The sequence below is a fragment of the Pseudomonas sp. PSE14 genome (assembly GCF_029203285.1).
Taxonomy (GTDB): domain Bacteria; phylum Pseudomonadota; class Gammaproteobacteria; order Pseudomonadales; family Pseudomonadaceae; genus Pseudomonas.
Genome location: NZ_CP115669.1, coordinates 2,127,110 through 2,151,690, shown reverse-complemented (window position 1 = coordinate 2,151,690; position 24,581 = coordinate 2,127,110). Strand labels below are relative to the sequence as shown.

Annotated in this window: 26 protein-coding genes; 21 read left to right on the top strand and 5 right to left on the bottom strand. The window is 64.6% G+C overall.

Annotated features, from left to right (window positions below; genetic code table 11):
* Window positions 1-74 precede the first annotated feature (74 nt).
* Window positions 75-773 (bottom strand): alpha/beta family hydrolase, encoded by a 699-nt coding sequence (locus O6P39_RS10095; RefSeq protein ID WP_275611196.1) that lies wholly within the window; start codon window positions 771-773, stop codon window positions 75-77.
* Window positions 774-886: 113 nt separating this feature from the next.
* On the opposite strand from O6P39_RS10095, the gene ccoN (O6P39_RS10090) reads away from it, so the two are divergent.
* The 17 genes from ccoN (O6P39_RS10090) to O6P39_RS10010 all read left to right on the top strand — a co-directional run bounded on the left by ccoN (O6P39_RS10090) (window position 887) and on the right by O6P39_RS10010 (window position 17,534).
* Window positions 887-2,311 carry a cytochrome-c oxidase, cbb3-type subunit I gene (gene ccoN, locus O6P39_RS10090; protein WP_275611195.1) on the top strand — a complete coding sequence of 475 codons (1,425 nt, stop codon included), beginning with the start codon at window positions 887-889 and terminating at the stop codon, window positions 2,309-2,311.
* 10 nt (window positions 2,312-2,321) lie between these two features.
* The gene (gene ccoO / locus O6P39_RS10085; protein WP_015477751.1) at window positions 2,322-2,930 is read left to right on the top strand and encodes a cytochrome-c oxidase, cbb3-type subunit II; all 609 of its coding nucleotides are present in this window, start codon (window positions 2,322-2,324) and stop codon (window positions 2,928-2,930) included.
* Window positions 2,931-2,934: 4 nt separating this feature from the next.
* Complete coding sequence (locus O6P39_RS10080) at window positions 2,935-3,126, top strand: cbb3-type cytochrome c oxidase subunit 3 (RefSeq protein WP_275611194.1); 192 nt, start codon at window positions 2,935-2,937, stop codon at window positions 3,124-3,126.
* Window positions 3,123-4,046 carry a cytochrome-c oxidase, cbb3-type subunit III gene (ccoP, locus tag O6P39_RS10075; RefSeq protein ID WP_275611193.1) on the top strand — a complete coding sequence of 308 codons (924 nt, stop codon included), beginning with the start codon at window positions 3,123-3,125 and terminating at the stop codon, window positions 4,044-4,046. Before O6P39_RS10080 ends, ccoP (O6P39_RS10075) begins: the two co-directional genes overlap by 4 nt.
* 334 nt (window positions 4,047-4,380) lie before the next feature.
* Window positions 4,381-5,823, top strand: coding sequence for a cytochrome-c oxidase, cbb3-type subunit I (gene ccoN / locus O6P39_RS10070; protein WP_275611192.1), 1,443 nt, complete (start codon window positions 4,381-4,383; stop codon window positions 5,821-5,823).
* Window positions 5,823-6,431, top strand: a complete 609-nt coding sequence (ccoO, locus tag O6P39_RS10065; RefSeq protein WP_275611191.1) for a cytochrome-c oxidase, cbb3-type subunit II — start codon at window positions 5,823-5,825, stop codon at window positions 6,429-6,431. The genes ccoN (O6P39_RS10070) and ccoO (O6P39_RS10065) overlap by 1 nt, the downstream gene beginning before the upstream one ends.
* Before the next feature lie 5 nt (window positions 6,432-6,436).
* Entirely contained in the window at window positions 6,437-6,628 is a 192-nt protein-coding gene (locus O6P39_RS10060; protein WP_275611190.1) for a cbb3-type cytochrome c oxidase subunit 3, read from the top strand.
* Complete coding sequence (ccoP, locus tag O6P39_RS10055; RefSeq protein ID WP_275611189.1) at window positions 6,625-7,590, top strand: cytochrome-c oxidase, cbb3-type subunit III; 966 nt, start codon at window positions 6,625-6,627, stop codon at window positions 7,588-7,590. Before O6P39_RS10060 ends, ccoP (O6P39_RS10055) begins: the two co-directional genes overlap by 4 nt.
* A 212-nt stretch (window positions 7,591-7,802) precedes the next feature.
* Window positions 7,803-9,218, top strand: coding sequence for a cytochrome c oxidase accessory protein CcoG (ccoG, locus tag O6P39_RS10050; RefSeq protein ID WP_275611188.1), 1,416 nt, complete (start codon window positions 7,803-7,805; stop codon window positions 9,216-9,218).
* 131 nt (window positions 9,219-9,349) lie between these two features.
* Window positions 9,350-9,895, top strand: a complete 546-nt coding sequence (locus O6P39_RS10045) for a FixH family protein (protein WP_275611187.1) — start codon at window positions 9,350-9,352, stop codon at window positions 9,893-9,895.
* Window positions 9,892-12,369, top strand: coding sequence for a heavy metal translocating P-type ATPase (locus O6P39_RS10040; protein ID WP_275611186.1), 2,478 nt, complete (start codon window positions 9,892-9,894; stop codon window positions 12,367-12,369). Before O6P39_RS10045 ends, O6P39_RS10040 begins: the two co-directional genes overlap by 4 nt.
* A 1-nt stretch (window position 12,370) precedes the next feature.
* The gene (ccoS, locus tag O6P39_RS10035) at window positions 12,371-12,592 is read left to right on the top strand and encodes a cbb3-type cytochrome oxidase assembly protein CcoS (RefSeq protein ID WP_275611185.1); all 222 of its coding nucleotides are present in this window, start codon (window positions 12,371-12,373) and stop codon (window positions 12,590-12,592) included.
* Window positions 12,585-13,310, top strand: coding sequence for a sulfite exporter TauE/SafE family protein (locus O6P39_RS10030; RefSeq protein WP_275611184.1), 726 nt, complete (start codon window positions 12,585-12,587; stop codon window positions 13,308-13,310). The genes ccoS and O6P39_RS10030 overlap by 8 nt, the downstream gene beginning before the upstream one ends.
* 72 nt (window positions 13,311-13,382) lie before the next feature.
* Window positions 13,383-14,765, top strand: a complete 1,383-nt coding sequence (gene hemN, locus O6P39_RS10025; protein ID WP_275611183.1) for an oxygen-independent coproporphyrinogen III oxidase — start codon at window positions 13,383-13,385, stop codon at window positions 14,763-14,765.
* A gap of 253 nt (window positions 14,766-15,018) precedes the next feature.
* A complete protein-coding gene (gene anr / locus O6P39_RS10020) occupies window positions 15,019-15,753 on the top strand; it encodes a transcriptional regulator Anr (protein WP_015477764.1) in 735 nt (244 codons plus the stop codon).
* Window positions 15,754-15,868: 115 nt separating this feature from the next.
* On the top strand, window positions 15,869-16,417 hold the full coding sequence (locus O6P39_RS10015) for an adenine phosphoribosyltransferase (protein WP_207886509.1): 549 nt from the start codon (window positions 15,869-15,871) through the stop codon (window positions 16,415-16,417).
* Window positions 16,418-16,703: 286 nt separating this feature from the next.
* On the top strand, window positions 16,704-17,534 hold the full coding sequence (locus tag O6P39_RS10010; RefSeq protein WP_275611182.1) for a metal-dependent hydrolase: 831 nt from the start codon (window positions 16,704-16,706) through the stop codon (window positions 17,532-17,534).
* Window positions 17,535-18,042: 508 nt separating this feature from the next.
* Here the strand turns inward: O6P39_RS10010 and O6P39_RS10005 are convergent.
* On the bottom strand, window positions 18,043-18,438 hold the full coding sequence (locus tag O6P39_RS10005) for a GFA family protein (RefSeq protein WP_275611181.1): 396 nt from the start codon (window positions 18,436-18,438) through the stop codon (window positions 18,043-18,045).
* A 33-nt stretch (window positions 18,439-18,471) separates the two neighbouring features.
* Window positions 18,472-19,167 (bottom strand): TetR family transcriptional regulator, encoded by a 696-nt coding sequence (locus tag O6P39_RS10000; protein WP_275611180.1) that lies wholly within the window; start codon window positions 19,165-19,167, stop codon window positions 18,472-18,474.
* Between the two features lie 115 nt (window positions 19,168-19,282).
* Between O6P39_RS10000 and O6P39_RS09995 the strand changes: the two genes are divergently transcribed.
* Together O6P39_RS09995 and O6P39_RS09990 are read left to right on the top strand one after the other, a co-directional pair.
* Window positions 19,283-20,824, top strand: a complete 1,542-nt coding sequence (locus O6P39_RS09995; RefSeq protein WP_275611179.1) for an NAD(P)/FAD-dependent oxidoreductase — start codon at window positions 19,283-19,285, stop codon at window positions 20,822-20,824.
* Entirely contained in the window at window positions 20,821-21,711 is an 891-nt protein-coding gene (locus tag O6P39_RS09990; protein WP_275611178.1) for an SDR family NAD(P)-dependent oxidoreductase, read from the top strand. The genes O6P39_RS09995 and O6P39_RS09990 overlap by 4 nt, the downstream gene beginning before the upstream one ends.
* A gap of 68 nt (window positions 21,712-21,779) precedes the next feature.
* On the opposite strand, the gene O6P39_RS09985 is transcribed toward O6P39_RS09990, so the two are convergent.
* Window positions 21,780-22,592, bottom strand: coding sequence for a class I SAM-dependent methyltransferase (locus O6P39_RS09985; protein ID WP_275611177.1), 813 nt, complete (start codon window positions 22,590-22,592; stop codon window positions 21,780-21,782).
* Window positions 22,593-22,612: 20 nt separating this feature from the next.
* Window positions 22,613-22,885, bottom strand: coding sequence for a DUF4242 domain-containing protein (locus tag O6P39_RS09980; protein ID WP_275611176.1), 273 nt, complete (start codon window positions 22,883-22,885; stop codon window positions 22,613-22,615).
* A 181-nt stretch (window positions 22,886-23,066) separates the two neighbouring features.
* Here O6P39_RS09980 and O6P39_RS09975 point away from each other — a divergent pair, with 181 nt between their 5' ends.
* The gene (locus tag O6P39_RS09975; RefSeq protein ID WP_275611175.1) at window positions 23,067-23,600 is read left to right on the top strand and encodes an OsmC family protein; all 534 of its coding nucleotides are present in this window, start codon (window positions 23,067-23,069) and stop codon (window positions 23,598-23,600) included.
* Window positions 23,600-24,568: an AraC family transcriptional regulator gene (locus O6P39_RS09970; protein ID WP_275611174.1), complete on the top strand. Its 969-nt coding sequence runs from the start codon at window positions 23,600-23,602 to the stop codon at window positions 24,566-24,568. The genes O6P39_RS09975 and O6P39_RS09970 overlap by 1 nt, the downstream gene beginning before the upstream one ends.
* Window positions 24,569-24,581 lie beyond the last annotated feature (13 nt).

Genomic DNA, 24,581 nt, shown 5'->3' with positions numbered 1-24,581 from the left:
GTCCTCTGGAAGCGGGGCGTCGACTGCTGGGAGTCGACGCTGGCGAGGATAGGGGCGCCTGTCTTAAGGGCCGATTAGCGCAATAGAAAAGCTTCGATCCTGGCAGCGGTGCTTTCCAGATGCTGCTCGTGGGTCAGCCCGGAAGCCTTGAGCGGCTTGAGGTCGTGGTCGGCAGCCGCCAGCCAGTGCAGATGGATCTCAGGCGACAATGAATAACCCTCGACCGTTGGGCGATCGCCCAATGCATCGCGCTCGCCCTGAACGATCAGGGTCGGCGTCTTCAACTCGGCCAGGTGCGCCACGCGCGGTTTCTCCGGCTTGCCGGCCGCGTAGAAGGGATAGCCGAGGCAGACCAGCGCATCGGCGCCCAACTCGTCCGCCAGCAGGCTGGCCATGCGCCCGCCCATGGACTTGCCGCCGATGGCCAGCTTGCCGGGCACTTCGGCGCGCAGCTGCGCATAAACCTGCCGCCAGCATTCGAGCAACAGCTTCTGCGGGTTCGGCGGCCGCCGCTTCCCATCCTCCCTGCGCATAGCCATATAGGGGAACTCGAAGCGCACCACCGAGATACCCCGTTCGACCAGGCGCGCGGCAATGTCGTCCATGAACGGGCTGTCCATCGGCGCGCCGGCGCCATGGGCGAGGACCAGCGTAGCCGACAGTTCGCCGCATGCCGGGTTCCGCAGCAGCGACAAAGCACCGCAGGCGCCCGCGACAGGGGTCTCTGGCGGCAATTGACCGGAATCAATATTCCGAGAGGGGCCTTTATCCATCCTTCACTCCGCTAATTCCCAATTAGTACCTATCCCAAGGGGGAGGGGCGGCATCTGCCGTAAAAAACCTGCCGGGATGGGCATAGCCCATAACCGTGGATGGAAGCCCATAAATGAGCACAACCAATCAGACCGCTTATAACTATAAGGTGGTCCGCCAGTTCGCCATTATGACAGTGGTCTGGGGGATCGTCGGCATGGCCGTCGGTGTCCTGATCGCCGCGCAACTGGTGTGGCCCGAACTCAACCTCGGCCTACCCTGGACCAGTTTCGGACGCCTGCGTCCGCTGCACACCAACGCCGTGATCTTCGCCTTCGGCGGCTGCGCACTGTTCGCCACCAGCTATTACGCCGTACAGCGCACCTGCCAGACCCGCCTGTTCTCGGACGCCCTCGCCTCCTTCACCTTCTGGGGTTGGCAGCTGGTGATCCTGCTGGCTGCGATCACCCTGCCGCTGGGCTACACCTCCTCCAAGGAGTACGCCGAACTGGAATGGCCGATCGACATCCTGATCACCATCGTCTGGGTCAGCTACGCGATCGTCTTCTTCGGCACCCTGATCAAGCGCAAGACCAAGCACATCTATGTGGGCAACTGGTTCTTCGGCGGCTTCATCCTGACCGTGGCCCTGCTGCACGTGGTCAACAACATGGAGATCCCGGTCAGCCTGACCAAGTCCTACTCGCTGTACTCGGGCGCCACCGACGCCATGATCCAGTGGTGGTACGGCCACAACGCCGTGGGCTTCTTCCTGACCGCCGGCTTCCTGGGAATGATGTACTACTTCGTACCCAAGCAGGCTGAACGTCCGGTCTATTCCTATCGCCTGTCCATCGTGCACTTCTGGGCACTGATCGCCGTGTACATCTGGGCCGGCCCGCACCACCTGCACTACACCGCGCTGCCGGACTGGGCACAGTCGCTGGGCATGGTGATGTCGCTGATCCTGCTGGCGCCGAGCTGGGGCGGCATGATCAACGGCATGATGACCCTCTCCGGCGCCTGGCATAAGCTGCGCACCGATCCGATCCTGCGCTTCCTGGTGGTTTCCCTGGCCTTCTACGGCATGTCCACCTTCGAAGGCCCGATGATGGCCATCAAGACCGTCAACGCCCTCTCCCACTACACCGACTGGACCATCGGCCACGTGCACGCCGGCGCCCTGGGCTGGGTCGCCATGGTTTCCATCGGCTCCCTGTACCACATGATCCCGAAGGTCTTCGGCCGCGAGCAGATGCACAGCGTGGGGCTGATCAACACCCACTTCTGGCTGGCCACCATCGGCACCGTTCTGTACATCGCCTCCATGTGGGTCAACGGCATCACCCAGGGCCTGATGTGGCGCGCGGTCAATGCCGACGGCACCCTCACCTACTCCTTCGTGGAAGCCCTGGCCGCCGGCCACCCGGGCTACATCGTGCGGATGATCGGTGGCGCGGTGTTCCTGATGGGCATGCTGGTCATGGCCTACAACACCTGGCGCACCGTAGCGGCCGCCAAGCCGGCTGAAATGCAAGCCGCGGCACAGATGGCCTGAGGAGACCGACATGAAACACGAAGTACTCGAGAAGAACGTCGGCCTGCTGGCACTGTGCATGGCGGTTGCCGTGAGCATCGGCGGCCTGACCCAGATCGTTCCGCTGTTCTTCCAGGACGTGACCAACACCCCGGTGGAAGGCATGAAGCCCTACACCGCCCTGCAACTGGAAGGCCGTGACGTGTACATCCGCGAAGGTTGCGTGGGCTGCCACTCGCAGATGATCCGCCCGTTCCGCGCCGAAACCGAGCGCTACGGCCACTACTCCGTTGCTGGCGAAAGCGTCTGGGACCACCCGTTCCTGTGGGGCTCCAAGCGTACCGGCCCGGACCTGGCCCGCGTCGGCGGCCGCTACTCGGACGACTGGCACCGCGCGCACCTGTACAACCCGCGCAACGTGGTACCGGAGTCGAAGATGCCCGCCTACCCCTGGCTGGTCGAGAACAAGCTCGATGGCAAGGACACAGCGAAGAAGCTGGAAGTGATGCGCGTCATGGGCGTGCCCTACACGGACGACGACATCGCCGGCGCCAGCGACGCCGTCAAAGGGAAGACCGAAATGGACGCGGTGGTCGCGTACCTGCAGGTCCTCGGCACCTCCATCAAGAACAAGCGGTGACAGCATGGATATCGGGACCATTCGCGGCCTCGGCACCGTCATCGTGATGGTCGCCTTCGTCGGCGTTCTGCTCTGGGCCTACAGCGGCAAGCGCAAGCAGCGTTTCGACGACGACGCGCTGCTGCCTTTCGCGGATGACCCGGTCGCCAAGCGGCACGCTGAGCAAGAGCAAGCTTCTAGGAGCAACAACGCATGACTACCTTCTGGAGTCTGTACGTCACCGTACTAACAGTCGGCTCGCTGATCGCCCTGCTGTGGCTGGTCTTCGCCACCCGCAGCGGCCAATCCGCGAACACCACCGACCAGACCATGGGCCACGCCTTCGACGGCATCGAGGAATACGACAACCCGCTGCCGAAATGGTGGTTCCTGCTGTTCGTCGGCACCATCGTGTTCGCCGCCGGCTACCTGGTGCTCTACCCGGGCCTGGGCAACTGGAAAGGCGTCCTGCCGGGCTACGACGGCGGCTGGACCCAAGACAAGCAATGGGAGCGTGAAGAAGCCCTGGCCAAGGAAAAATATGGCCCGATCTTCGCCAAATACGCTGCGATGCCCGTGGAAGAAGTCGCCAAGGACCCGCAAGCACTGAAGATGGGCGAGCGCCTGTTCGCTACCTACTGCTCCATCTGCCACGGCTCCGACGCAAAGGGTGCGGTCGGCTTCCCGAACCTGACCGACGAAGACTGGCGCTGGGGCGGCGACGCCAAGAGCATCGAGACCACCATCCTCGGCGGTCGTCACGCGGCCATGCCGGCCTGGGGTGACGTGCTGGGCGACAAAGGCGTGCAGGACGTAGCCGCCTTCGTTACCGCCAAACTGGACGGTCGCAAGCTGCCCGAAGGCGTGACCGAAGAGCAGGTCGACAACGGCGGCAAGGTATTCGCCACCAACTGCGTCGCCTGCCATGGCCCGGAAGGCAAGGGCAATGCACTGATGGGTGCCCCGAACCTGACCCACCCGGGCGCCTTCATCTACGGCTCCAGCTATGCGCAACTGCAGCAGACCATCCGCCACGGCCGCCAGGGCCAGATGCCAGCACAGGAGCAGTACCTGGGTAAGGACAAGGTGCATATCCTCGCGGCCTACATCTACAACATCTCAGGTCAAGCGAAGTAAATCCCTCCTCCACTCGCGCCCTTCACCGGGCGCGAGTTTCTTCCCGCCCCTCGCGACGAAGTGTCGCACCCTCCCAATCGCCTTCCTTCACACCCTCAAAGTTCGCGTCTAAGCTGGTTTCCATTCGCAAACCTGCAATATGACTAACCTGACCCACTTCCCAGGTTGGTACGGGCGACTCGAAACGAGCGGCGAACAACGGCCGAAGGCGCTCTGAAGCAGGCATCGAACCGGCCTTGGGCCCAGGCTTGGCGCGTTGCATTGCCTATCTGCTTTCTCCATACTTGCCGCCGTTTTTTTGTCCATAAATACTCAAAAACCGTGGAACCTTAGAATGAGCACAGCAATCAGTCCGACTGCTTATAACTATAAGGTCGTCCGCCAGTTCGCCATCATGACGGTGGTCTGGGGGATACTTGGAATGGGGCTCGGTGTTTACATCGCCTCACAGTTGGTTTGGCCCCAACTGAACCTGGACCTCCCCTGGACCAGTTTCGGGCGCCTGCGTCCGCTGCACACCAACCTGGTGATCTTCGCCTTCGGCGGCTGTGCTCTGTTCGCCACCTCCTACTACGTCGTACAGCGCACCTGTCAGACCCGTCTGGTTTCTGACAGCCTCGCGGCCTTCACCTTCTGGGGTTGGCAAGCGGTGATCGTGCTGGCCGGCATCACCCTGCCGCTGGGCTACACCTCCTCCAAGGAATACGCCGAGCTGGAATGGCCGATCGACATCCTGCTGGCCGTCGTCTGGGTCACCTACGCCGCGGTGTTCTTCGGCACCGTAATGAAGCGCAAGACCAAGCACATCTATGTGGGCAACTGGTTCTACGGCGCGTTCATCCTGGTGACCGCCATGCTGCACATCGTGAACAGCATGGAAATCCCGGTATCCGCCTTCAAGTCCTACTCGATGTACGCCGGTGCCACCGACGCGATGATCCAGTGGTGGTACGGCCACAACGCCGTGGGCTTCTTCCTGACCACCGGCTTCCTCGGCATGATGTACTACTTCGTTCCGAAGCAGGCCGAGCGTCCGATCTACTCCTACCGCCTGTCCATCGTGCACTTCTGGGCGCTGATCACCCTGTACATCTGGGCCGGTCCGCACCACCTGCACTACACCGCGCTGCCGGACTGGGCGCAGTCTCTGGGTATGGCGATGTCCCTGATCCTGCTGGCACCGAGCTGGGGCGGCATGATCAACGGCATGATGACCCTCTCCGGCGCCTGGCATAAGCTGCGCACCGACCCGATCCTGCGCTTCCTGGTGGTTTCCCTGGCCTTCTACGGCATGTCCACCTTCGAAGGCCCGATGATGGCCATCAAGACCGTCAACTCCCTGTCGCACTACACCGACTGGACCATCGGCCACGTACACGCCGGCGCTCTGGGCTGGGTTGCGATGATCTCCATCGGCTCCCTGTACCACCTGATTCCGAAGGTCTTCGGCCGCGAGCAGATGCACAGCGTTGGCCTGATCAACGCCCACTTCTGGCTGGCCACCATCGGTACCGTGCTGTACATCGCCTCCATGTGGGTCAACGGCATCACCCAGGGTCTGATGTGGCGCGCGGTCAACGCCGACGGCACCCTCACCTACTCCTTCGTGGAAGCCCTGCAGGCCAGCCACCCGGGCTTCATGGTCCGTGCGCTGGGCGGCGCCTTCTTCGCCTCCGGCATGCTGCTGATGGCCTACAACACCTTCCGTACCGTTCGCGGTTTCAAGCAGGCTGACGCCGACGCCGCCGCTCAGATTCCCGCTGTAGGAGCTCACTGATGAAGCACGAAGCAGTCGAGAAGAACATCGGCCTGCTGGCCTTCTTCATGGTCATCGCCGTGAGCGTTGGCGGTCTGACCCAGATCGTCCCGCTGTTCTTCCAGGACGTGACCAACAAGCCGGTGGAAGGCATGAAGCCGCGCACTGCACTTGAGCTCGAAGGCCGCGACATCTACATCCGCGAAGGTTGCGTAGGTTGCCACTCGCAGATGGTCCGTCCGTTCCGCGCCGAAACCGAGCGCTACGGCCACTACTCCGTCGCCGGCGAAAGCGTCTGGGACCACCCGTTCCTGTGGGGCTCCAAGCGTACCGGCCCGGACCTGGCCCGCGTCGGCGGCCGCTACTCGGACGACTGGCACCGCGCGCACCTGTACAACCCGCGCAACGTGGTGCCTGAGTCGAAGATGCCGTCCTACCCGTGGCTGGTCGAGAACAAGCTCGATGGCAAGGACACGGCGAAGAAGATGGAAGTCATGCGCTCCATGGGCGTGCCCTACACCGACGAAGACATCGCCGGTGCACGCGATGCCGTCAAGGGCAAGACCGAGATGGATGCTGTCGTCGCCTACCTGCAAGGCCTCGGCACCATCATCAAGAGCAAACGGTGACAGTGATGGATATCGGGACGATTCGCGGCATCGGCACCGTAGTAGTGATGGTCGCCTTCATTGGCGTACTGCTCTGGGCCTACAGCGGCAAGCGCAAGGGACGCTTCGACGAAGATGCCCTGCTGCCCTTCGCGGACGACCCGGTCGCCAAAAAGCACGTCGAGCAAGAGCAAGCTTCTAGGAGCAACAAAGAATGACAACCTTCTGGAGTCTGTACGTCACCGTACTTACCCTGGGCACCATCTTCGCCCTGGCGTGGCTGCTGTTCGCCACCCGCCGCGGCCAACGCAGCGAAGCCACCGACGAGACCGTCGGCCATGCCTTCGACGGCATCGAGGAGTATGACAACCCGCTGCCGAAGTGGTGGTTCATGCTGTTCGTCGCCACCTTCGTCTTCGCCCTCGCCTACCTCGCCCTGTACCCGGGCCTGGGTAACTGGAAAGGCCTGCTGCCGGGCTACCAGGACAAGAACGAGTTCGCCAACGGTCAGGCCGGCTGGACCGGCGTGCACCAGTGGGAAAAGGAAATGGCCAAGGCCGACGAGAAGTACGGCCCGCTGTACGCCAAGTTCGGCGCCATGCCGATCGAGGACGTGGCCAAGGACGAGCAGGCCCTGAAAATGGGTAACCGCCTGTTCGCTTCCAACTGCTCGGTCTGCCACGGCTCCGACGCCAAGGGCGCCCACGGCTTCCCGAACCTGACCGACGCCGACTGGCGCTGGGGCGGCGAGCCGAAGGACATCGTTGCCACCATCGAAGGCGGTCGCCACGCGGCCATGCCGGCCTGGGGCGAAGTCATCGGCGATGCCGGCGTTCACGACGTAGCTGCTTTCGTCACCACCAAGCTGGACGGCCGCAAGGCTCCCGAAGGCGTGACTGACGAGCAGGTCGCCAACGGTCAGAAGATCTTCCAGACCAACTGCGTGGCTTGCCACGGTCCGGAAGGCAAAGGCACCGCCGCCATGGGCGCGCCGAACCTGACCCACCCGGCCGCGTTCATCTACGGCTCGAGCTTCGCCCAGCTGCAGCAGACCATCCGCTACGGCCGCCAGGGCCAGATGCCGGCTCAGCTGGAGCGTCTGGGCAAGGACCAGGTGCACCTGCTGGCCGCCTACGTGTACAGCCTGTCCCATGGTGAAGGTGAGAAGAGCGCCGAATAAGCCTCCCCTCTCCTACTCCAAAGCAACACCCCAGCGGCGCCGGTTCCTACACCGGCGCCGCTCTATTTCTGGGTCCATAATTCATTGCGCGACCAACTGTCGCACCGTTAGCCCCCCCTCCACGCCGTATCATTGTTAGGCGTGCAAGCATATTTCTGACCCTGCTCGGCATGTATCGACAGGGCGCCCTCCCGCTGCCGTGGAATGCACTGATGAGCAAACAGATTCCCGTCCAAGACGTCACTCCGCCCGCCAAGGGCAAGGGTGAGAGCGTCGACCTCTATGCCTCTCGGGAAAAAATCTACACCCGAGCCTTCACCGGATTCTTCCGAAATCTCCGAATGGCTGGAGGTGCCTTCCTCTTCCTCCTCTACTTCGGCACCGTCTGGTTGACCTGGAACGGTCGCCAGGCAGTCCTCTGGGACCTGCCCGAGCGCAAGTTCTACATCTTCGGCGCGACCTTCTGGCCTCAGGACTTCATCCTCCTCTCCGGCCTACTGATCATTGCGGCCTTCGGCCTGTTCTTCATCACGGTATTCGCCGGCCGCGTCTGGTGCGGCTACACGTGCCCGCAGAGCGTGTGGACCTGGATCTTCATGTGGTGCGAAAAAGTCACCGAGGGTGACCGCAACCAGCGCATGAAGCTCGACAAGGCCAACATGAGCAGCAACAAACTGCTGCGCAAGGCCGCCAAGCACAGCCTGTGGCTGCTGATCGGCCTGGTGACCGGCCTGACCTTCGTCGGTTACTTCGCCTCCATCCGCGAACTGCTGCCGGACCTGGTGACCGGCCAGGCCGACGGTTGGGCCTACTTCTGGGTCGGCTTCTTCACCCTCGCCACCTATGGCAATGCCGGCTGGCTGCGCGAGCAGGTATGCATCTACATGTGCCCTTACGCGCGCTTCCAGAGCGTGATGTTCGACAAGGACACCCTGATCGTCTCCTACGACCCGCGCCGCGGCGAGTCGCGCGGCCCGCGCAAGAAGAACATCGACTACAAGGCCCAGGGCCTGGGCGACTGCATCGATTGCACCATGTGCGTACAGGTCTGCCCCACCGGCATCGACATCCGTGACGGCCTGCAGATCGAGTGCATCGGCTGCGCCGCCTGTATCGACGCCTGCGACAGCATCATGGACAAGATGGGCTATCCGCGCGGACTGATCAGCTACACCACCGAGCACAACCTGTCCGGGCAGAAGACCCACCTGGTACGCCCGCGCCTGATCGGCTACGCCATCGCCCTGTGCCTGATGATCGGCCTGCTGATCACCGCCGTGGTCATTCGCCCGCTGGTGGGCTTCGACGTCAGCAAGGACCGCGTGCTCTACCGCGAGAACGCCGAAGGCCGGATCGAGAACGTGTACAGCCTGAAGATCATGAACAAGGATCAGCAGGACCACACCTACGTACTCGGCGCCAAGGGCCTGGACGGCCTGATCCTGGAAGGCAAGAAGGAAATCTCGGTGGCTGCCGGTGATATCGTCAGCATGCCTGTGGAACTCTCCATCGATCCGGAGAAGCTGCCCTCCACCACCAACGAGATCAGCTTCACCATCCAGTCGGTGGACGACCCGTCCATCAACAAGGAATCCTCCAGCCGCTTCATCGGCCCGCGCGTTCGTTGAACCACAGCTGAACGAATTGGCACCCCATGTTGCACATGGGGTGCCAGTACCGACCGAAGCACGTAGAATCCGCCCGCCCCCGCAGCGGACAGACCGCGCCCTCGCGGGCCATTCCAGCGAGAGAAAAGAGAATGCAATCGGCCATGAAAACGCCCGTGGAACCCTGGTACAAGCACCTCTGGCCATGGATCATCATCGGCATGCTGGCCATCTCGGTGTTCCTCAGCCTGATGATGGTCAACATCGCGGTGAACAACCAGGACTCCCTGGTCAGCGACAACTACTACGAGGCCGGCAAGGGCATCAACCGCTCCCTGGACCGCGAGCACCTGGCGCAACAGCTCAAGCTGCAGGCGAAAATCAGCTTCGATGAACTGACCGGCGAAGTCGACCTGCGCCTTTCCGGCGCCAGCCACCCGGACAAGCTCACCCTGAACCTGCTCTCCCCCACCCTGGAAGCCCAGGACAAGCACCTCGACCTGCTGCCCAGCCCGGTCGAGCCCGGCCGCTACACCGGCAGCCTCGATGCCGCCGTCAAGGGCCGTCGCTTCGTCGAGCTGCTCGGCCAGGAAAACGGCCAGGCCTGGCGTCTGTTCGAAGAAGAGAAAGTCGCCCCCGGCGGTTCGTTCGTCCTTGGCGACGAGCCCCTCAAGGGAGACGAAGCCGAGCGCCCATGAGCGCCCCGCTGCCCTGTTACCACTGCGCCCTGCCGGTTCCCGCCGGCAGCCGTTTCACGGCGCAGGTCCTTGGTGAAACCCGCGAATTCTGCTGCCCGGGCTGCCAGGCCGTGGCCGAAGCCATCGTCGCCGGCGGCCTGGAAGGCTACTACCGCCACCGTACCGAGGCGGCGCCCAATCCCGACGTACTGCCCGAGCAACTGAGCGACGAGCTGAAGCTGTTCGATCGTCCCGACGTGCAGCAGCCCTTCGTTCGACACGAAGGCGAGCTGGCGGAAACCACCCTGCTCCTTGAAGGCATCAGCTGTGCCGCCTGCGGCTGGCTGATCGAGAAACACCTCAAGGGCCTGCCCGCCATTGCCGAGGCCGGCCTCAACCTGTCCAACCATCGCCTTCACGTGCGCTGGTCCGACAGCCAGATGCCCCTGAGCGCCCTGCTCGCCGAGCTGCGCAAGATCGGCTACGCCGCCCACCCCTACCAGCCCGACCGCGCCGCCGAGCAACTGCACGAAGAAAACCGCCGCTCCCTGCGCCAGCTGGGCGTCGCCGGCATGCTGTGGTTCCAGGCGATGATGGCAACCATGGCCACCTGGCCGGAATTCAACATCGACCTGAGCCCCGAACTACACGAAATCCTGCGCTGGGTGGCGATGTTCCTCACCACACCGATTGTCTTCTACTCCTGCCAGCCGTTCTTCCGCGGCGCCCTGCGCGACCTGCGCACCCGCCACCTGACCATGGACGTCTCGGTCTCCCTGGCCATCGGCGGCGCTTACCTGGCCGGCATCTGGACCTCCATCACCGGCAGCGGAGACCTGTATTTCGACGCCGTCGGTATGTTCGCCCTGTTCCTGCTCTCCGGCCGCTACCTGGAGCGCCGCGCCCGCGAACGTACCGCTGCCGCCACCGCACAACTGGTCAACCTGCTGCCCGCCTCCTGCCTGCGCCTGGACAAGAACGGACAGAGCACCCGCGTGCTGCTCAGCGAGCTGAACGTCGGCGACCGCGTGCTGGTGCAGCCCGGCGCAGTGATTCCCGCCGACGGCCAGATCCTCGACGGCCAGTCCAGCGTCGACGAATCCCTGCTCACCGGCGAGTACCTGCCGCAACCGCGCCAGACCGGCGACAGCGTCACCGGCGGCACCCTGAACGTGGAAGGTCCGCTGACCGTGCAGATCAGCGCCCTGGGCAACGACAGCCGGCTCTCCGCCATTGTCCGCCTGCTGGAACGCGCCCAGTCGGACAAGCCGCGCCTGGCCGAACTCGCCGACAAGGCCGCGCAATGGTTCCTCATCGCGCTGCTGGTGCTGGCCGCAGTGGTCGGCCTGTTCTGGTGGCAACACGACGCCCCCCGTGCCTTCTGGGTGGTGCTGGCGATGCTGGTGGCGACCTGCCCCTGCGCCCTCTCCCTGGCTACGCCCACCGCGCTCACCGCCGCCACCGGTAGTCTGCACAAGCTCGGCCTGCTACTGACCCGCGGCCATGTGCTGGAAGGCCTGAACCACATCGACACAGTGATCTTCGACAAGACCGGCACCCTCACCGAAGGCCGCCTGACCCTGCGCGCCGTGCGCCCGCTGGGCGACCTCGACAGCGATACCTGCCTGGCCCTGGCGGCGGCGCTGGAGAACCGCTCCGAACACCCCATCGCCCGCGCCTTCGGCCGTGCGCCGCAGCCTGCCGAGAACGTCGAAAGCCATCCGGGCCTGGGTCTGGAAGGTCAGGTTGGCGAACGCCGCCTGCGCATTGGCGAACCGTCCTTCGTCTGCGCCCTGAGCCACAGCGCAGCGCCGGCGCACCCACAGGAGCCCGGCCAATGGTTGCTGCTCGGGGATGAGCGCAGCGCGCTGGCGTGGCTGGTGCTGGACGACCGCATCCGCGAAGACGCCTCCGCCCTCCTCGACGCCTGCCGCGCCCGTGGCTGGCGCACCCTGCTGCTCTCCGGCGACAGCTCGCCGATGGTCGGCCGGGTTGCCGCCGAACTGGGCATCGACGACTGCCGGGGCGGCCTGCGCCCCGACGACAAACTGGAAGTCCTGCGCCAGTTGCACCAGGAAGGCCGCCGCGTGCTGATGCTCGGCGACGGCGTGAACGACGTGCCGGTGCTGGCTGCCGCCGACATCAGCGTCGCCATGGGTTCCGCAACCGACCTGGCCAAGACCAGCGCCGACGCCGTGCTGCTGTCCAATCGATTGGAAAGCCTGGTGCAGGCCTTCAGCCTGGCGCGCCGCACCCGCCGGGTAATCATCGAGAACCTGGTCTGGGCAGGGTTGTACAATGGGCTCATGCTGCCCTTCGCCGCCCTCGGCTGGATCACGCCCGTGTGGGCGGCGGTGGGCATGTCGATCAGCTCGCTGACCGTGGTGCTCAATGCCCTGCGCCTGACCCGGCTGCCCAAGGCCGTCGACGCCCCCTCAGCGACCACCGCGCGCCCGGCCGTCCTGGAAACGAGCCCGGCGCTGCCACGGAGTTGAAATGCCCGCACTCTACGTCATGATTCCGATCGCCGTACTGATCGTCGGCATCTGTATCTGTATTTTCTTCTGGGCAGTGAACAGCGGCCAGTACGACGACATGGACAGTCCGGCTCACAGCATCCTGTTCGACGACGAAGACCCCAAGCACCAGGCCGGCATCGACGAAGCCGAAGGCGCCGAAGCACCGGGTGAGCAGCCGCAGGACAAGCGCGATGCCTGAGCTGGCGCCCCTGCTGGCGTCGGCACTGATCCTCGGCCTGCTGGGCGGCGGTCACTGCCTGGGCATGTGTGGCGGCCTGATGGGCGCGCTGACCATGGCCATTCCACCGGAGCAACGTGCGCGCCGCCTGCGCCTGCTGCTGGCCTACAACCTCGGACGCATCCTCAGCTACGCCTGCGCGGGGCTGCTGCTCGGTCTCGCCGGCTGGGCCATCGCCCGCACGCCGTTCGCCTCGGCGTTGCGCGTCATCGCCGGGATGCTGCTGATCGCCATGGGCCTGTACCTGGCCGGCTGGTGGAGCGGCCTGACCCGCATCGAAGCGCTCGGACGCGGCCTGTGGAAGCACATCCAGCCCTTCGCCAGCCGCCTGCTGCCGGTCGCCACGGTTCCGCGCGCACTGCTGCTCGGCGCCCTGTGGGGCTGGCTGCCCTGCGGCCTGGTCTACAGCACCCTGCTGTGGGCCACCAGCCAGGGCTCGGCAGTGGACAGCGCGCTGCTGATGCTCGCCTTCGGCCTGGGTACCTGGCCGGTGCTGCTGGCCACGGGCCTGGCGGCGGAGCGCATCACCGCCCTGCTGCGCAAACGCAGCGTGCGCATGACCGGCGGCATCCTGGTCATCCTCTTCGGTCTCTGGACCCTGCCTGGCCCGCACCAGGCATGGATCATGGGCCACGAAATGCACGCCAGCGCCAACCATACGCACCACAAAGCCGCTTGATACAGGTCAACAGGCCATAGTCGGACTCTCCCTAGACTGCGCGGGAAAAGCTCGCCAACCGGGGACCTCGGCATGCTCGACAATATTCGCTGGGACGCAGATCTGATACGCCGCTACGATCTGTCCGGCCCGCGCTACACCTCCTATCCCACAGCCGTGCAGTTCCACGAAGGCGTCGGCCCCTTCGACCTGCTGCACGCGCTGCGCGATAGCCAGAAGGCACAGCGCCCGCTCTCGCTCTACGTGCACATCCCGTTCTGCGCGAACATCTGCTACTACTGCGCCTGCAACAAGGTCATCACCAAGGACCGCGGCCGCAGTGCCCCTTACCTCGCCCGGCTGATCCGCGAGATCGAGATCGTCAGTCGCCACCTGGGCCGGGGGCAACAAGTCGAGCAACTGCACTTCGGCGGCGGTACCCCGACCTTCCTCAGTTCCGGCCAGTTGCGCGAACTGATGAGCCAGTTGCGCACGCACTTCAACCTGCTGGACGACGACTCCGGCGACTACGGCATCGAGATCGACCCGCGCGAAGCCGACTGGTCGACCATGGGCCTGCTCCGCGAACTGGGCTTCAACCGCATCAGCCTCGGCGTGCAGGACTTCAACCTGGAAGTGCAGCAGGCCGTGAACCGCCTGCAGAGCCTCGACGAAACCCGCGCCATCATCGATGCAGCCCGCACCCTGCAGTACCGCTCGATCAACATCGACCTGATCTACGGCCTGCCCAAGCAGAACCCTGAAAGCTTCTCCCACACCGTCGAACAGGTCATCGCCCTGCAACCCAACCGGCTGTCGGTGTTCAACTACGCGCACCTGCCGGAACGCTTCATGCCGCAACGCCGGATCAACGCCGACGACCTGCCCTCCCCCGGCCAGAAGCTGGAAATGCTCCAGCGCACCACCGAGCAACTGGAAGCCGCCGGTTACCGCTACATAGGCATGGACCACTTCGCCCTGCCGGACGACGAGCTATCCATGGCCCAGGAAGACGGCACCCTGCAACGCAACTTCCAGGGCTACACCACCCACGGCCATTGCGACCTGGTCGGGCTCGGCGTCTCGGCCATCAGCCAGATCGGCGACCTCTACAGCCAGAACAGCAGCGACATCGCGGACTACCAGAGTTCCCTGGACCAGAGCCAGCTCGCCACCCGTCGTGGTCTGCACTGCAACAAGGACGACATCATCCGCCGCGCGGTGATCCAGCAGTTGATCTGCCACTTCCAGCTGGACTTCGACGAGATCGAGGAGCTCTACAACATCGATTTCCGCGGCTACTTCAACGAAATCTGGCCGGATCTGGAGCGCTTCGCCACCGACGGCCTGATCAACCTCAGCCCGAGCGGCATCGATGTCAGCGCCTCGGGCCGGCTGCTGGTGCGCAGCCTCTGCATGCTGTTCGACCGCTACCTGCCGACGCAGAACCTGCAACGCTTCTCACGGGTCATCTGACCCGTCCGGCAACGCGACAGACGGCCGAGGCCGACTGTCGCACCCATTGCAACAGGATATGTCGGCCTCTCGAATCCGAGGAAAGCGCCCTGATACGGCCCTTTTCGAACCGTTTCGAACCCTCCCGAACCCCGCTCCACCCCTCGCCTTCCCCGCCGAAACCGGCGATTCAGAGAGGCCGCCAACTGGCGCCCGATCCGCCGTCTGCGGTACCCTTGGTTTTTGTGTGCCTTCCCCACTCAAGGAACTCCCAATGGCCGAAACCATCAAAGTGCGCGCCCTCCCCCAAGCACACTGCAAGGATTGCAGCCTGGCGCCCCTTTGCCTGCCCCTGTCGCTGAACACCAACGACATGGATGCCCTGGATGAAATCGTCAAACGCGGCCGACCGCTGAAGAAAGGCGAATTCCTGTTCCGTCAGGGCGACGCTTTCGGCTCGGTCTTCGCGGTGCGCTCCGGTGCGCTGAAGACGTTCAGCATCACCGACGGTGGTGAAGAGCAGATCACCGGCTTCCACCTGCCCAGCGAGCTGGTCGGCCTGTCCGGCATGGACACCGAGAGCTACCCGGTCTCGGCCCAGGCACTGGAAACCACTTCGGTCTGCGAGATTCCCTTCGAGCGCCTGGACGAACTGTCCGAGCAACTGCCGCAACTGCGCCGCCAGTTGCTGCGGGTGATGAGCCGCGAGATCCGCGACGACCAGCAGATGATGATGCTGCTGTCGAAGAAGACTGCCGACGAGCGCATCGCCACCTTCCTGGTGAACCTCTCCGCGCGCTTCCGCGCCCGTGGTTTCTCGGCCCAGCAGTTCCGCCTGGCCATGTCGCGCAACGAGATCGGCAACTACCTGGGCCTGGCAGTGGAAACCGTCTCCCGCGTTTTCACCCGCTTCCAGCAGAACGGCCTGATCGCCGCCGAAGGCAAGGAAGTGCACATCCTTGATTCCATCGAGCTGTGCGCATTGGCCGGGGGCCAGCTGGAAAGCTGACAGACACGAAAGCTGACCAATTGGTTGACTTTCCGGTCATCGAAAACGGGCTCGCCGACTGGCGGGCCCGTTATACTTTGGCCTCTGCAAAAACCGCATCAGGTGCACAACCAGCATGATCCTCAACCAACTCGACCTGAAGTCCGTCATCCGCGCCGTTCCCGACTTTCCCAAGCCCGGCGTCATGTTCCGTGACATCACCCCGCTGTTCCAGTCGCCGCGAGCCCTGCGCTTCGTCGCCGACAGCTTCATCCAGCGTTATGTCGAGGCCGAGTTCACCCACATCGGCGCCATGGACGCGCGTGGCTTCCTGATCGGCTCGATCATCGCCTACGAACTGAACAAGCCGCTGGTGCTGTTCCGCAAGCGCGGCAAGCTGCCGGCCGACGTGCTCTCCCAGGCCTACGAGACCGAGTACGGCGAAGCCCTGCTGGAAGTCCACGCCGACAGCCTGTGCGAAGGCGACAGCGTGCTGATCTTCGATGACCTGATCGCCACCGGCGGCACCCTGCTGGCTGCCGCGCAACTGGTTCGCCGCATGGGCGCCAGCGTGTTCGAGGCCGCAGCGATCATCGACCTGCCAGAGCTGGGCGGTTCGGCCAAGCTCAACGACGCGCAGATCCCCACCTACAGCCTGACTGCCTTCGCCCTCGACGAGCAGTGACAGACCGCTGTCGGTAAGAAACGGGCGCCTAGGCGCCCGTTTTCGTTTCCACGCCTCCTGCAAACAACTGCCCCATCCAATGGCTGGTCGTGACCGGTTTGGCCTGATCCGACTCGCCAATGACCGGATATGACCTGGCGATTGTCCGACAAGACTTCGAACATGACATCAGCTGATGACACATTCGAAGGTGGCATCACGAACTAACGACAGGGCTTGCCCGGGTCGCCGCCCCTGCCGCGTCGCGCTCCGGAACCCACGCCCGCACAACAAGAAGGAGTTAGTCATGAACGCCAGTACCACGCCAATCCGCGCCAACTTCCCGGTCCGCCGCATGGATTTCACCTTCAGTGAAACGCCTAAATACTGGTGGGACGGGCAGCCCTTCATGACCCACTTCATGAACAACCTGTCCTCGCTGTTCCCCTATGGTGAGAAGTTCTTCGTCGACAGCGTGCGTGCCGTGCGCGAGCGCATCCAGGACCCGCAGCTGCAGAAGGACGTCAGCGCCTTCATCGGCCAGGAAGCCATGCACTCCAAGGAACACGCGGCCTACAACGAGTATGCCGACGAACACGGCATCGACCTGGAAACCCTGGAGCTGCGCATCAAGGTGCTGCTCGAATCGATCAGCAAGGTCACTACCAAGAAGCACCAGCTGGCGATTACCTGCGCCCTGGAGCACTTCACCGCGTCCATGGCCGAGCAGTTGCTCAAGCGCGACGACCTGAGCAGCCAGATGAAGTCGGACAAGATGTACAAGCTGTGGATGTGGCACGCCATCGAGGAAAACGAGCACAAGGCGGTGGCCTATGACGTCTACCAGCAGGTATACGGCGGCTACTTCACCCGCACCGCGGTGATGTTGCTGACCACCGTGATCTTCTTCAGCGTCATCGCCGGCTTCCAGATCAACCTGCTGCGCCGTGACGGCCAACTGTTCAACTGGCGCAGCTGGAAGCATGGCCTGGGCGTACTGCTGCACCCGCGCCGCGGCTACTTCGTCAACCTGATCCGCCCCTGGCTGGACTACTTCCGCCCCGGCTTCCACCCCTTCGACCACGACACCAAGGCGCTGGAAACCCGTTGGAAAGAGCAGCTGGATTTCGCTGGCTGATCTTTACGCCGGAATGAAAAATGCCAGGCATTGCCTGGCGTTTTTCATGACGCAACATGGTCTTCGCGGCAACGCTTTTCGTAGGAGCAACTGTCTTCTACCGGGTTAATCCCTGCCTGCGTTTCCCCCTCACCCCAGCCCTCCGAGCCGGCTGACACTATGGTTTCAACCTGCACCGAACAGTCCCCTCTCCCGCTTGCGGGAGAGGGTTAGGGTGAGGGGCCTTTGATCTTGTAGGAGCGGACCTTGTCCGCGAAGTACCCGCCGCCGCTGAAGAACATCGCGGAGAAGCTCCGCTCCTACGAGGTCCTGAGCGGGAGCGTAGGGCGTATAACGTTCGACGTTATAGGCCGTTTGACCTTGGTTTCCGGTTGCACGGACTGCGACCGGCTGGCGCTTCGAACTCGGCCAATACACCAGCCGATGACCCTGGTGTATCGGCGTACAACCGCGAACGGTTGTACGCCCTACGAATGCGCAGACAGTTGCTCCTACGACATCAAAATCATCAGCCCTCGGGACGACGCGGCAGATCGTCCACCGTGTCGAACCACGACAGCTGCGACGAACACCAGATATGGCATTGCGGCTTCACCCGCTCCGGCTCGTCCAGGGTCACCGTATTGAGTCCCACTGTGTCGCCATCCCGCACACGAAACTCCAGCGGCGTGCCGCACTTCACGCAGAAGCGCCGCTCGCCCTCCGGGCTTGAGCGCCACATCCCCAGCTCACCGGACAGATACTGGAACCCCGTCAGCGGAATCACCGCCCAAGGCACCGCTGGCGCGGCGTTGGATTTCTGGCAGATGCGGCAGTGGCAGTAGCCGGCTTCCGTTGGCTCCACATCCACCCGATAGCGCACCGCGCCGCAGGCGCAGCCGCCTAACAGAGGCAAAGGCGACATGGCAATCTCCCATCCGGTAACGCGAAAGAAGACTCAGAGCCTAGCCAGCATGCCGAAGGTCTGCAGCACGGCGGCACCGGTGAAGAGCAACAGGATTTGTCGCCCGGCCAATGCGCAGACCTCCTCGCGCCGCTCCGGAGGGCGTTCCAGATAGTCCAGCGATTGCTGGAACAACTGCCGGCTGATCGACCGCGACAACTGGTTCAATTCATCCTCGTCGATCTCCGGCAGCAGGTGGAACTGGCGGATGTCCTCGGCCATGTCCTCGCCGAACTCATCCATCACCCGCGCCAGCGCCGCGCGCAGCACGGGCGACGGGCCGTGCAGCTCACGCACGCCGATGATGAAGGCCTCCGGGTGACTCTCGACGAAATCGAAGAACAGTCGCACGGTTTCCCGCGTCACCCGCAGACCGCGCTCCATATCCAGGCCGAAGGGCACGCTGGCGGCGCCCTCCCCTGGCTGCGCGCGCTCGGCGGCTTCGCGGCGCAGGTCACGCAGCGGCTGGCGCAGCTGGGTAGCGATGTCACGAATGATCGCCAAACCCAGGTCGTCCACATCGTCGAAATGCCGGTAGAAGGTGTTCGGATTCAACCCCGCTTCCCGCGCCAGCTCCCGCAGCCCCAGGCTGCTCAAGCTGCGCCGGCTCGATGCCAGGCGCAGTGCCGCATCGATCAGCGCCCGCTTGCCCGCCGCTTCCGCCGGCCGTTCTTCCTGTCCGATTTCCATGTGTTTGGCGCTCGGCCCCACCGAAGGTTGGTTGTTCGCGAAGTATACAGATGTCTACATTCACACCACGTAGACAGTTGTATACGCCAGCAATAATCATAACAGGAGCTTGGCAATGGGTACCCAACCAAAGACTGCCCCCAGACACTGCAAAGTCGCCATCATCGGCACCGGGTTTTCCGGGCTGGGCATGGCGATCCGCTTGAAGCAGGAAGGCGAGAACGACTTCCTGCTGTTCGAGAAGGACGCCGGCGTCGGCGGCACCTGGCGGGTCAACAACTACCCGGGCTGCGCCTGCGACGTGCAATCCCACGTCTACTCCTTCTCCTTCGAGCCGAACCCGGACTGGACGCGCATGTTCGCCCGCCAGCCGGAAATCCGCGCCTACCTGGAGAACTGCTGGAAGAAGTACCGCCTCGAAGACAAGACCCTGCTCAATACCGAGATGGCGCGCTTCGAATGGAACGACCAGCAGCAGCTCTGGCACCTGTTCGACGCCGCCGGCAACCACTACACCGCCAAGGCCGTGGTCTCGGGCATGGGCGCCCTGTCGATCCCGTCGATCCCTGCGCTCAAGGGCCTGGAGGACTTCCAGGGCAAGGCCTTCCACTCCCAGCAGTGGGACCACGACTACGACCTCAAGGGCAAGCGCGTCGCGGTGATCGGCACCGGCGCCTCGGCCATCCAGTTCGTTCCGGAAATCCAGCCGCTGGTGGCCAAGCTCGACCTCTACCAGCGCACCGCGCCGTGGATCCTGCCCAAGCCGGACCGCGCCATCAGCGAGAAGGAGCGCGCACGCTTCCGCCACTTCCCGGCCGTGCAGAAACTCTGGCGCGGCGCGCTCTACAGCATGCTCGAAGGCCGCGTGCTGGGCTTCACCTTCGCGCCCTGGGCGATGAAGCTGGTGGGCAAGCTGGCCGAGCGCTTCATCCGCCAGCAGATCAAGGACCCGGACCTGCGCCGCAAGCTGACCCCCGACTACACCATCGGCTGCAAGCGCGTGCTCATGTCGCACAACTACTACCCGGCGCTGGCCGCCTCCAACTCCTCGGTGATCACCGATGGCATCCGCGAGATCAAGTCGAACAGCATCATCACCAGCGACGGCCGCGAGCGGCAGGTGGACGCCATCATCTTCGGCACCGGCTTCACCGCCAACGACCCGATCCCGCGCGGCGTGGTGTTCGGCAAGGACGGCGTCGACCTGCTCGACACCTGGCAGAACGGCCCGGAAGCCTATAAGGGCACCATGACCCGTGGCTTCCCCAACCTGTTCTTCCTGATGGGCCCGAACACCGGCCTGGGCCACAACTCCATGGTCTACATGATCGAATCGCAGATCGCCTATGTGCTCGGCGCCATCAAGCTGATGGACCGCCGCGAGCTGCAGAGCGTCGAGGTGAAGAGCGAAGTCCAGGACCAGTGGAACGCCAAGCTGCAACGCGGACTCAACCACAGCGTGTGGAACACCGGCGGCTGCAAGAGCTGGTACCTGCACCCGGTAAGCGGGCGCAACTGCACCCTGTGGCCGGGCTTCACCTGGCGCTTCCGCGCGCTGACCAGCCAGTTCGACCCGTCCGCCTATCATCTGAAGGCCAAGCCCCTTAGCAGCCCCGTCGTCCAACCGCAACGCCACGCCGAGGAGGTGCCGGCATGAAGAACTTCGAGAACAAGGTTGCCGCCATTACCGGCGCCGGCTCCGGCATCGGCCGCGCCCTGGCCATCGAACTGGCCTCCCGTGGCTGCCATCTGGCGCTGGCGGACGTGAACGCCGCCGGCCTGGAGGAAACCCGCCAGTTGCTCACCTCCAGCGGCGTACGCGTCTCCATCGACACGGTGAACGTCGCCGACCGCGAGCAGGTGCACGCCTGGGCCGACAAGGCCGCCCGCGAGCACGGCAAGGTCAACCTGGTGTTCAACAACGCCGGCGTCGCCCATGCCGGCACCGTGGAAGCCAGCGACTACGAAGAGTACGAATGGATCACCAACATCAACTTCTGGGGCGTGGTCTACGGCACCAAGGCCTTCCTGCCGTACCTGAAGGCTTCCGGCGACGGCCACGTGGTCAACGTTTCGAGCGTGTTCGGGCTGTTCTCCCAGCCGGGCATGAGTGCCTACAACGCCACCAAGTTCGCGGTGCGCGGCTTCACCGAGTCGCTGCGCCAGGAACTGGACATGGAACGCGGCGGCGTGTCAGCCAGCTGCGTGCATCCGGGCGGGATCAAGACCAACATCGCCAAGACCGCGCGGATGAACGACAGCATGGTCAAGGTCACCGGCCAGAACGCCGAAGCCGCCCGCACCCAGTTCAACGACCAGTTGCTGCGCACCACGCCGCAGAAGGCCGCGCAGGTGATCATCCGTGGTGTGGAGCGTGACTCACGGCGCATCCTGATCGGCCCGGACGCCCACGCCATCGACCTGATGCTGCGCCTGCTGCCGGTCTGGTACCAGAAAGTAGTCACCGGCAGCATGAAGCTGGCCAAGCGCTTCGCCCCCAAGCCCAAGCGCAAGCATGGTGCTGAAGGCGCCGAAGCCAAGTAAGAGTCCCTTTTCCCTCTCGGACCGGCGCCCACCCGCTACCCCTGGGTGGGCGCCGTTTTTTTGTTGTTTCAGCGGCGGGTCAGCACTACCTCCAGATACTCGCTGGGCACCACCAGCGACGCCGGACCGGCGCGATTGCTCGCCTCCAGCAGCTGCGTCAGGTCGCGCTCCAGTCCTTTCGCCTCGGCTTCCGGCAGGTTGGCAAAGGCCTTGTGCAGCGGGCCGTACCAGTCGCGGAAGACCTCGATGAAATGCGCCGCCGAGCGATAGCGGAAGTTGAAGGTCTGCCGCGAGGCGCGCAGCTCGCTGATCGAGTCGCCGAACAGCTCGCGCAGATGCTCCTCCCGCCCCCAGGCCGACGGCGGGCGCACGCCGGCAGCCGGCGGAATGTATCCCGCCAGCACCTTGAACAGCTGACCGATGAAGCCTTCCGGCGTCCAGTTGGCCAGACCGACGCGCCCGCCGGAGCGGCAGACCCGCGCCAGCTCCGCAGCCGCCTTCGGCTGGTCGGGGGTGAACATCACGCCGAAGGTCGAGACGACGGCGTCGAAACTACCCGCGTCGAAGGGCAACGCTTCGGCATCGGCCTCGCGGAACTCCACGTCCAGATGTTCGGCGCGGGCACGTTCGGCGCCCAGCTCCAGCAGGCGCGGCACGTAGTCGGTGGACACGACCTGGCAACCGCGCCGGGCCGCCGCCAGGGTGGCATTACCGTTGCCGGCGGCGACATCCAGCACCCGCTCGTCGCAGAGCAGGTCGCAGGCTTCGGCCAGGCGTTCGCCAACGATCTGCAGGGTCGTGCCGATCACGGCGTAGTCGCCGCTGGCCCAGGTGGCCATCTGGCGTTGTTTCAGGGCATTGAGGTCTACAGCGGTGCTCATCTGTGCATCTCCAGGCGCGCTCATTCGGCGGTGGTCGGATCGATGACGTTGACGACCTGCGATATCCGGTTCGCCGGGAAGCCGCCCAGGCTCGCGTGCTCGCGCACGGTGGCCTCGTCGGGGGCGATGTACAGGCAGTAGATGCGGTCGTCGACCACGTAGCTGTGCAGCCATTGAATCTGCGGTCCCAGCTGATTCAGGACTTTGCAGGACTTCTGTGCGATGGCTTTGAAATCGCGCTCGGACAGGGCTCCAGCGCCGGGGATTTCGCGCTCGATAACGAACTTGGGCATGGCAGTCTCCAGTGAGTAGGAACGGACGGGGACCGCAACCTCCCGCACCTTCATACTGCGCCCGGTACCGGTTGCCGTCCTGCTCCAGCGTCGCCCTTCCCTGCCCGATCGTCCGGCGGTCCGGCGCACCGGCCATATCCCGCCCAGAATTTCTGAAAGCCCCCCGGCGGAGGGACTGTCCATGAGCTCGGAAACCATCCTCGCTGCGCAACAACGACTGGCACGCCTGGTGCGCCAGCGGCCCGCCGTCGCGCAGATCCAGGACGTTCCCGCCACGGCCCTCTGGGAAGGCGCCGGCAGGACACGCACCCTGCATCCGGACGGCAACGCCGTATACACCGACCTGCCTCGGGAGCTGGGCGGCGACGGCGAGCGGGTCAGCCCAGGCTGGCTGCTGCGAGCCGCACTGGCTTCCTGCGCCGTCACACGCATCGCCATGCTGGCCGTCGAACACGGGATGCAGCCTGAACGACTGGAGGTGGAAGTCACCAGCGACACCGACCTGCATGGCTTGCTCGGGCTGGCGCGCGAGGACGGCCAGCGCGCCGTGACCGGGCCGTTGGAGATCCACCTGCGGGTACGCATCAGCGTTCCGGGAGCCTCGGACGCTGATGTGCGCAAACTGGTCGAACAGGGCATCCACCTTTCGCCCATGGTCGGCGCGCTGGCCGAAGCCGTGCCCGTGCGGCTCGATATCGACAACGGCACCGGCTGATGGACGCGCTCTCGGAGACCCTGCGCGTGGTGCGGCTGGTGGGCGCGATCTTCATCAATGCGCGCTTCACCGCCCCCTGGTGCTACCAGTCGCCCCGCGCCGACTCGGTCGTGGAACTGCTGGAACCCGGCGCCGAGCAGTTGGTGATCTTCCACCTGATCACAGAGGGTGAATGCTTCGTCGAGATGGGCAAGGCCGAACCGGAAAAGCTGGTGGCGGGTGATGCGGTGCTGTTCCCCCAGGGCCATGCCCACCGCATGACGTCGCAGCCCGGCGTGCCACCGGCCAGTGGCGCACGGCTGGACGCGGTGCTGGCACGTCGCCCCCGGCAGCTGGCCTACGGCGGCGGCGGCGCGACGACCCGGCTGGTGTGTGGCTACCTGGCCTGCGACGCGCGCCTGGCACGGCTGCTACTGGCCGGCCTGCCGGCGTTGGTGAAGGTCAACGTGCGTGGGTCCGCGGCGGGTGCCTGGTTGGAGTCCTCGGTGCGCTACGCCCTGGCCGAGGCGCGCTCTCCCCGCCCCGGCGGCGCCGGTGTGCTGGCCAAGCTGGCGGAAGTGCTGTTCATCGAAGTGCTGCGCCTGTACATGGCGCAGCAAGGTGAAGAGCGCACGGGCTGGCTGGCCGGACTGCACGATCGCATCGTCGGCAGTGCCCTTGGCGAGCTGCACAAATCACCCGCCCACGCCTGGAGCCTGGAAGAACTGGCCCGCTGCGCCGGCACCTCGCGCTCGGTGCTGGCCGAGCGCTTCCAGTGCCTGGTCGGCTGCCCGCCCATGCAGTACCTGACCCAGTGGCGGATGCTCCTGGCCGCCAACCTCCTGCGCGGCAGCAACGCCCCGCTGGCGCGCATCGCCGAGGATGTCGGCTACCAGACGGATACGGCCTTCAGCCGCGCCTTCCGCCGCGAATATGGCTGTCCGCCGGCCGCGTGGCGACGCAGCCAGGCGGCAAGCGCGCGGCTTTAGCTTTCGTAGGAGC